The organism is Janthinobacterium sp. JF4, from assembly GCF_059617925.1.
On record NZ_JCAQAV010000003.1, the window covers coordinates 379425 to 387094 of the forward strand.

The 7670-nt window shown below is 62.4% G+C and carries 8 protein-coding genes; 3 read left to right on the forward strand and 5 right to left on the reverse strand.

Going from position 1 to position 7670, the window contains the following annotated elements; all coding sequences use genetic code 11:
- From ybeY to miaB, 3 genes are read right to left on the reverse strand one after another with little or no spacing between them, the layout of a single operon-like run.
- A complete protein-coding gene (ybeY, locus tag AC54AF_RS05425; protein ID WP_496635687.1) occupies positions 1-465 on the reverse strand; it encodes an rRNA maturation RNase YbeY in 465 nt (154 codons plus the stop codon).
- Positions 449-1513, reverse strand: coding sequence for a PhoH family protein (locus AC54AF_RS05430; protein ID WP_496635688.1), 1065 nt, complete (start codon positions 1511-1513; stop codon positions 449-451). Before AC54AF_RS05430 ends, ybeY begins: the two co-directional genes overlap by 17 nt.
- Positions 1510-2877: a tRNA (N6-isopentenyl adenosine(37)-C2)-methylthiotransferase MiaB gene (gene miaB / locus AC54AF_RS05435; RefSeq protein ID WP_496635689.1), complete on the reverse strand. Its 1368-nt coding sequence runs from the start codon at positions 2875-2877 to the stop codon at positions 1510-1512. Before miaB ends, AC54AF_RS05430 begins: the two co-directional genes overlap by 4 nt.
- A gap of 641 nt (positions 2878-3518) precedes the next feature.
- Between miaB and AC54AF_RS05440 the strand changes: the two genes are divergently transcribed.
- Positions 3519-3845: a hypothetical protein gene (locus AC54AF_RS05440; RefSeq protein ID WP_034746769.1), complete on the forward strand. Its 327-nt coding sequence runs from the start codon at positions 3519-3521 to the stop codon at positions 3843-3845.
- Between the two features lie 116 nt (positions 3846-3961).
- Here AC54AF_RS05440 and AC54AF_RS05445 read toward each other — a convergent pair whose 3' ends face one another.
- Positions 3962-4807, reverse strand: coding sequence for an HDOD domain-containing protein (locus tag AC54AF_RS05445; RefSeq protein WP_496635690.1), 846 nt, complete (start codon positions 4805-4807; stop codon positions 3962-3964).
- Positions 4804-5142 (reverse strand): hypothetical protein, encoded by a 339-nt coding sequence (locus AC54AF_RS05450; RefSeq protein WP_496635691.1) that lies wholly within the window; start codon positions 5140-5142, stop codon positions 4804-4806. The genes AC54AF_RS05445 and AC54AF_RS05450 overlap by 4 nt, the downstream gene beginning before the upstream one ends.
- A gap of 206 nt (positions 5143-5348) precedes the next feature.
- On the opposite strand from AC54AF_RS05450, the gene AC54AF_RS05455 reads away from it, so the two are divergent.
- Both AC54AF_RS05455 and AC54AF_RS05460 read left to right on the forward strand, forming a co-directional pair.
- The gene (locus tag AC54AF_RS05455; protein ID WP_496635692.1) at positions 5349-6926 is read left to right on the forward strand and encodes a sensor histidine kinase; all 1578 of its coding nucleotides are present in this window, start codon (positions 5349-5351) and stop codon (positions 6924-6926) included.
- A 15-nt stretch (positions 6927-6941) separates the two neighbouring features.
- The gene (locus AC54AF_RS05460; protein WP_496635693.1) at positions 6942-7523 is read left to right on the forward strand and encodes a DUF1697 domain-containing protein; all 582 of its coding nucleotides are present in this window, start codon (positions 6942-6944) and stop codon (positions 7521-7523) included.
- Positions 7524-7670 lie beyond the last annotated feature (147 nt).

Genomic DNA, 7670 nt, shown 5'->3' on the forward strand with positions numbered 1-7670 from the left:
TTACTCCTTGTACGGGTCGGTAATGCCGAGTTTGGCGAGGATTGCCGTTTCCAGGCCTTCCATCTCGGCCGCTTCCTCGTCATCCATGTGGTCGTAGCCCTGCGCATGCAGCACGCCGTGCACGATCAAATGGGCCGTGTGCTCTTCCACGCTCTTCTTTTGCTCTTGCGCTTCCTTTTCCAGCACGTCCGTGCACAGGATGATGTCGGCGCGCGTCGGCTCGTCGTCGCTCAACTCTTCGCCTTCGTTGTAGGCGAAGGTCAGCACGTTGGTGGCGTAATCCTTTTCGCGGTAGTCGCGGTTCAAGGTACGGCCTTCTTCCGCGTCGACGAAGCGGATGGTGAATTCTGCCGGGGCGAACAGGGCCGCCTTGACCCAGCGGCGCACTTTCGGCCGCGTGATCAGGGAAGCCAGGCGAGTGTTCGGGTATTGCACGGACAGGGACAGTTTATTTTTTTCGGACATGTTTGGCGGCAGCTGGTTTCAATAGGGGGAGTAACTGGGCGGCGTCGGCGCCGGCCGCCTGCGCCGTTTCATAGGCGTCGACGATGCGCGCGACGAGCGGGTGGCGCACCACGTCGGTGCTGTTAAATTGCGTGAAGCCGATGCCGCGCACGTCTTTCAGCACGTGTACCGCGTCGATCAGGCCGCTCGTCTGGCTCTTGTGCAGGTCGACTTGCGTCACGTCGCCCGTCACCACGGCCTTGCTGCCAAAGCCGATGCGCGTCAAAAACATCTTCATCTGCTCGACGGTGGTGTTTTGCGCTTCATCGAGGATGACAAACGCGTGGTTCAGGGTGCGCCCCCGCATGTAGGCCAGCGGGGCGATCTCGATCACCTGTTTTTCAAACAGCTTTTGCGTGCGGTCAAAGCCCAGCAAATCGTACAGCGCGTCGTACAGGGGACGCAGGTAAGGGTCGACCTTTTGCGCCAGGTCGCCCGGCAGGAAGCCCAGGCGCTCGCCCGCTTCGACGGCGGGACGCGTCAGGATGATGCGCTTGACGGCGTCGCGTTCGAGCGCGTCGACGGCGCAGGCGACGGCCAGATAGGTTTTGCCGGTGCCGGCCGGGCCCACGCCGAAGCTGATGTCGTGTTCGAGGATGTCGCGCAGGTAGGCAATCTGGTGCGGCGTGCGCCCGCGCAGGTCGGTGCGCCGGGTTTTCAGCACGGGGCTGGCGATGTCCGGCTCGACGAAGGTACTGGCGGGCGCGTTGGCGTGGTGTTCCGAGGCGGCGGACAGGCCCGCGCGCTGTTCCACCAGGGCCAGCTGCACTTCTTCCAGCGGCACGACCTTGTTGGCGATGGCGTAGAACTGTTCGAGGATTTCCACGGCCCGTTCGGCATTGCTGCCGCCGACGATGAATTTCTCGCCGCGGCGGAAGATCGTCACGTCGAGGGCGGCGGAAATCTGGCGCAGGTTTTCATCGAGCGGACCGCACAAGTGCGCCAGGCGCGTGTTGTCCAGCGGCTCGGGAATGAAGTAATGCGGCTGTGTCGGGGATTTGGTTTTCAACTGGCTCTTTTCAATGCGGGTGCGCTGGCGACGAGTTCGCCGCGCAGGGTGTAGGAATGGCTTTCGGTGATGCGCACGTCGACCAGCTGGCCGACCAATTGCAAACCGTCGGGGCCGGCGTCGAAATTGACCACGCGGTTGTTTTCGGTGCGGCCTTGCAGCTCGCTGTCATCCGTGTCCTTCTTCGAGCGGCCTTCGACGAGGATGGTTTGCACCGTGCCCACCATGGCCAGGCTGTACCTGCGCGTGTTGGCGTCGATGGCCGCCTGCAGCTGCTGCAAACGGGCCAGTTTCACTTCGTGCGGCGTGTCGTCCGCCAGGCTGGCGGCCGGCGTGCCGGGGCGCTTGCTGAAGATGAAGCTGTAGCTGTTGTCGAAGCCGACGTCCGCGATCAGCTTCATCATGGCGTCAAAATCAGCTTGCGTCTCGCCGGGGAAACCGACGATGAAGTCCGATGAAATGGCCATGTTCGGGCGCACGGCGCGGATGCGGCGGATGATGGACTTGTATTCGATGCCCGTGTAGCCGCGCTTCATGGCGCCGAGGATCTTGTCGGAACCGTGCTGCGCCGGCAGGTACAAATGGTCGACCAGCTGCGGGATCTTTGCGTAGGCGTCGATCAGGCGCTGCGTGAATTCCTTCGGGTGGCTGGTGACGAAGCGCATGCGCGCGATACCGGGAATGTCGGCCACGTATTCGAGCAGCAGGGCGAAGTCGGCGATCTCGCCGCCTTCCATCGCGCCGCGGTAGGCGTTCACGTTTTGCCCCAGCAGGGTGATTTCCTTGACGCCCTGGGCGGCCAGGCCCGCCACTTCCGTCAGCACGTCCTCGAAGCGGCGCGATACTTCCTCGCCGCGCGTGTAGGGCACGACGCAGTAGCTGCAATATTTGCTGCAGCCTTCCATGATGGAGACGAAGGCCGAAGCGCCGTCCACCTTGGCCGGCGGCATGTGGTCGAACTTTTCGATTTCCGGGAAGCTGATGTCCACTTGCGAGGCGCCGCTGGAGCGGCGCAGTTCGATCATCTGCGGCAGGCGGTGCAGGGTTTGCGGGCCGAAGACCATGTCGACATACGGCGCGCGCTTGACGATGGCGTCGCCTTCCTGCGACGCCACGCAGCCGCCCACGCCGATCAAGAGGTGCGGCTTGGCCAGTTTCAGTTCGCGCAAGCGGCCCAGGTCGGAAAACACTTTTTCCTGCGCCTTTTCGCGCACGGAGCAGGTGTTGAGCAGGATCACATCGGCATCTTCCGGCGTGTCGGTGCGCACCAGGCCATCGGAGGCGCCCAGCACGTCGGCCATCTTGTCCGAGTCGTACTCGTTCATCTGGCAGCCGAAGGTTTTAATAAATACTTTTTTCTGCATGGAGTCGGGTGCTTATCGCTAAATGTGGTGGCAAACAGGATGGTTGGGCAGGATGCTGCAGCGCAGGGGGCCGCTCAGGGTGGGGCGCGGTGAATGATCGGCCGGGCGCCTCTGGCTGCCCGGTGGCAGGCTCGCTGCAAGTTCAGGCCATAGTTTAGCGTAAATCGCGGGGGCGGGCCATGTTGTGCTGACCTTGCCGACAAGGTTGCCGCCTGCCTATGCCGCCATGTGTCGCGATGCCCCAAAGCATTTATTGCCGTGCGACACCATTGATTTGTAACAAGTTGCTGCAAAGCCTTGTGTGCGCCCGCTGGCATCCTAATGTGTTGAAATAGCATCGTTGCTTAGCCAACCAGCAGCTTGATTGATATTTAACAATCAGGAAGTTTGCGCGAGGCGCAGATGCCGCGTGTTTGGGCTAGTATATTGTCTTATATGCAATTCATTTCACTGAGTTGCAGGTGCTTTTACTTACGCGGCAAGCTGCAGACGTTGGCTGGGCGTGGCTGTGCGAGTCCTGTGCAGGCAGTGCGAAAGGAGGGAGGGCTGAAACCGATGGAAAGACGTTTATTTGAACACTCTAAGCCAGCCTTAAGTTCGTATCGGCATTATTTTCTACATTCACCAGACGAGGAAAAATCATGGCACATCATGCATTAGCATCGCAAGAGAGTTACAACCCGAACCACCTGCTGGATATTCTGCTGAGCAAGATGCAGCTGAAAAACGATGCAGCTCTGTCACGTCTGCTCGAAGTGGCGCCACCGGTCATCAGCAAGATCCGCCACCACCGCTTGCCGGTCGGCGCCTCGCTGCTGATCCGCATGCACGAAGTGACGGGCATGAGTATCCGTGACCTGCGCGACTTGATGGGCGACCGCCGCACCAAGTATCGTCTGTCCGATGCCCAGGGCCGTCCAAAAGCGGAAGACCGCGGCGATGCGCAAGAATCGAATTATGCGCACTGATGTGGTGGTTGTGTGCTGACTGTGCCGTTTGCGTAGCTGCTGGCGGCATGGACATACCGCAGTACCTTTGACGGCTTTCGCCTCGCAGCGAGAGCCGTTTGCGTTTGCGGCAATGCTTAGCTCAGCAGTGCCGAGGTGATTTCATCGTAGCGCAGCTCCGTTTCGCGGAACAGTTGCAGATACGCGTCTTCGCTCAGGCCCAGCGCATCCCAGGCCACCGGCGAGACGCGCGGCACCATGTCGTCGCCCGCCTGCGCCAGGTCGAGCGCGCAAACAATCGCGTTGGCTACGTGGATCAGCGACGCGAGGAAGCCTGCCCCCGGCGTTTCCGGCTGCAGGTAGTTGGCCAGCGCCAGACGCATGGTGTCGGAAAAATTCCAGTGTTCGGCCAATGCCACGCCGGCCTGCACGTGGTCCACGCCCAGCACGGTTTGCTCCGCTTCGAGCAGGTTGCAATCATGTGCCGCCTGGTGCGCGATGACTTGCGCGTAGTGCGCGGGAAAGCTGCTGACCAGCACCAGGCGGCCGATGTTGTGCAGCAAGCCGGCCGTGAAGGCGTAATCCTGGTTGAAGCGGATCTGCCGCGCCAGCACCTTGGCGCAGGCGGCCGTCGCCACCGAATGGCGCCAGAAGGCCTTGTCGTCGAAACCGGGGCAGCGTCCTTCCGGGAAGCAGCCCGTGATGGCGGCCGACGTGATCAGGCTGCGCGTGGTCTGGAAGCCCAGGTACGTGATCGCCTGCTGGATGGTGGTGGCCTTCACTTGCAAGCCATATTGCGACGAGTTGGCCAGGCGCAGGGTTTTCGCCGTCAGTGCCTGGTCGTATGACACTTTTTTGGCCAGCACGGAAATATCGACGTCTTCCTGGTCGATGCTGTTCAACAGTTCCATGACGACGGCGGGCAGCGAAGGCAAGTCGTCGAGGTGGGCGACGATGTCGTCGAGGGTCAGCTGCGTGCTCATGCGGCCTCTCCCGTGCCCAGGCGGTATGCCGTGACATAGCTGCGCAGCAAGGTGGTGGCCGCGTCTTCGGGATTGTCCGGGTCATGCTTGCGGAACAGGTAAGCCAGCCGTTCGTTGTCGGCAGCCTGTTGCGCGGCGATTTCTTCCGGCGAGGGGGGCGGCGCCTGGATCGGCAGCATGTCGATGTTGTGGCGCGGCATCAGAGCCAGCATGTTTTCCGTCAATACCGCGCCTTGCGGCAACAGCACTTGTCCATGCGCATCGAGCAAGACATCCGACAAAACCATGCCAGGACGAACTTGTTCCAGGGGTAGATGTTGATGCATGACCGCCATGACGACTCCTTAGATGATTGCGGGATATTACCATTGCCATGACGCAATGTCTCAATCTGTATCAAGGCCGTTGTGAAGAACCGTGTTGCTGTAAATCTTGCCAATAAGCATGTCATACCGTACATTTGATTCAGGCTGTTGTCCGCTGACGTCTCTGCGCCCGCGCCGCGGGCCGGCGGCCGGCCTGGCCCGGGGAGTGTTGATCGATGCTGAGTATCCAAGTCCGGCTGACCCTGCTTTTTGTCGTGATCGTCACCGTGGTGCTGGGCATTTCAGGTACCTATACCCAATATACACTGAGTCAGGAACTCGAATCGGGCAGCGCGCGCCTGCGCAGCGGCGTGCTCACGCGCTTGCAGACGAGCTTGCCCTCCGCCCTGTGGGACCTCGACAAATCCAAGGTCGACAGCATCGTCGCGGCCGAGATGCTGCCGCCGGAACTGGTCGGCATCCGCGTCTATGACGCCTCCGTCGGCCTGTTTGCGGGCGAAGTGCGCGACGCGGCCGGCACCCTGGTGCCTTTGACCTCCGACGTGGCCATGGGCGGCACGCCCGTCGAGGCGCCGCTGGTGTTTCGCGACGCCGTGGCGGCGGCCTCGGGCGGCAAGCCGGTGATCGTCGGCAAGGTCATCGTCAATTTCAGCCGCGCGCAGATCGATGCGGCCCTGCGCGGCGAAGTGCGGCGCAAGGTGCTGGAAGTGTTGCTACTTGACATCATTTTGGTGGGCGCCCTGGCGCTGAGCCTGCGCATCGTTTTCGGGCCCTTGAAACAGTTGCGCGACGGTTTGTTCGACCTGGCCACGCGCGGCAGCGATGACGTCGAAGAGCTGCCGGAAAACCGGCGCGACGAGCTGGGCGACGTGATCCGCGGCTTCAATGCCGTGCAGCGCAAGCTCAAGTCCATCATCGAGGGCAGCCGCGAGGCGGAAGACTTGGCGCGCCGCTCGCAGCAGGAGACGGCGCAGGCCATGGACGAGCTGCGCCGCGCGCAGGAATCGTTGCTGCAGTCGGAGCGTTTGGCCTCGCTGGGCAGCCTGGTGGCCGGCGTGGCGCATGAAATCAACACCCCGGTCGGCATCGCGCTGACCAGCGCCTCGGTGCTGAAGGAAGCCACCGATCACATCAGCGCGGCGGTGGCCGGCGGCAGCGTCAAGAAGACCGATATCGTGCGCTACCTGGAAACGGCTGGCGAGAGCGCGCGGCTGATCATGAACAATGCCTACCGCGCCGCGCACCTGATCCACAGCTTCAAGCAGATCGCCGTCGACCAGGTCAGCGAGGCGCGCCGTTTGTTCGAATTGCGCGACTATATCGGTGAAGTGATCTCGAGCCTGCAGCCGACCCTGAAAAAGACGCGCATCCGCATCGATATCGATTGCCCGCCTGGCATCATGCTCGACAGCTATCCGGGTGCGCTGGCGCAGGTGCTGACCAACCTGGTCTTGAACTGTGTCGAGCACGCCTTTGATGCGGACACGGACGGCCATATCCATATCGGCGTGCGCGGCGAAAACGACTGGATCGCCATGCAGGTGCGCGACGATGGCCGCGGCATCGCGCCCGACATGCTTGACCGCGTGTTCGACCCGTTTGTCACCACGCGGCGCGGGCAGGGCGGCACGGGCCTGGGCTTGAATATCGTATTCAACTTGATTGCCAAGCAGTTTGGCGGCACCATCACGGTCAGCAGCACGCTGGGGCAGGGCGCGACGTTCCTGTTGCGCTTGCCCAAGGTGACGCCATTGCCGGAAGGCGCCGCCAGCGGTCCCGCCGGCCAGGCATAGGCAAGGAGACAAGACATGGCACAGCTAGAAAACAGTCAGCACGTGGCGCTTTTACGCGGAATCAATGTCGGCCGCGCCAAGCGCGTGGCCATGGCCGACTTGCGCAAGCTGCTGGGCGACCTGGGTTTTATGGATGTACGCACGGTACTCAACAGCGGCAATGTCGTGTACGACGGCGGCAAGGTGGCGCCGGCCGACGCCGCTGCCCGTATCGAGGAAGCGCTGGTGCTGAAACTGGGCGTGGCGGCCAGGGTGACGGTGCTGTCGGCCAGTCAGTTTGCCGAACTGATCGAACAAAATCCCCTGGTGCCGGCGGCCGACGCGGCCCGTCTGCTGGTGCTGGTGCTGAACAATCCGGCCGACGTCCAGCGCCTGGCGCCGCTCTTGCAGCAGCCGTGGCAGCCGGAAGCGCTGGCGCTGGGCCGCTGGGCCGCGTATGCCTGGTGTCCCGATGGCGTACTGGCCAGCAAGGTGGTAGCGGCGCTGGGCGTGCTGCTGGGCGATGGCGTCACCTCGCGCAACTGGGCCACCATGCAAAAATTACATGCGCTGCTGCATGGGGCAGATGCCGCAGCCACCTCGGCCAAGGAGCACTGATGCCCTCCATGCTGTCGGCAATATCGAAAGAGTTTGCCGCTTGCTGGACAAAGGATGGGAATCGGCATAGGGGGCGGCCCTGAAGGGCCGCTCCCCTGCCACACCACCCGGCATGCGGGTCCGCACCGGGCGGTTCGAGCAGTTGAG

Bases quoted from the DNA above. Each gene is read 5' to 3' on its own strand.
- ybeY (WP_496635687.1), bottom strand. From the start codon at position 465: ATGTCCGAAAAAAATAAACTGTCCCTGTCCGTGCAATACCCGAACACT.
- miaB (WP_496635689.1), bottom strand. From the start codon at position 2,877: ATGCAGAAAAAAGTATTTATTAAAACCTTCGGCTGCCAGATGAACGAG.
- AC54AF_RS05440 (WP_034746769.1), top strand. From the start codon at position 3,519: ATGGCACATCATGCATTAGCATCGCAAGAGAGTTACAACCCGAACCAC.
- AC54AF_RS05445 (WP_496635690.1), bottom strand. From the start codon at position 4,807: ATGAGCACGCAGCTGACCCTCGACGACATCGTCGCCCACCTCGACGAC.
- AC54AF_RS05450 (WP_496635691.1), bottom strand. From the start codon at position 5,142: ATGGCGGTCATGCATCAACATCTACCCCTGGAACAAGTTCGTCCTGGC.
- AC54AF_RS05455 (WP_496635692.1), top strand. From the start codon at position 5,349: ATGCTGAGTATCCAAGTCCGGCTGACCCTGCTTTTTGTCGTGATCGTC.
- AC54AF_RS05460 (WP_496635693.1), top strand. From the start codon at position 6,942: ATGGCACAGCTAGAAAACAGTCAGCACGTGGCGCTTTTACGCGGAATC.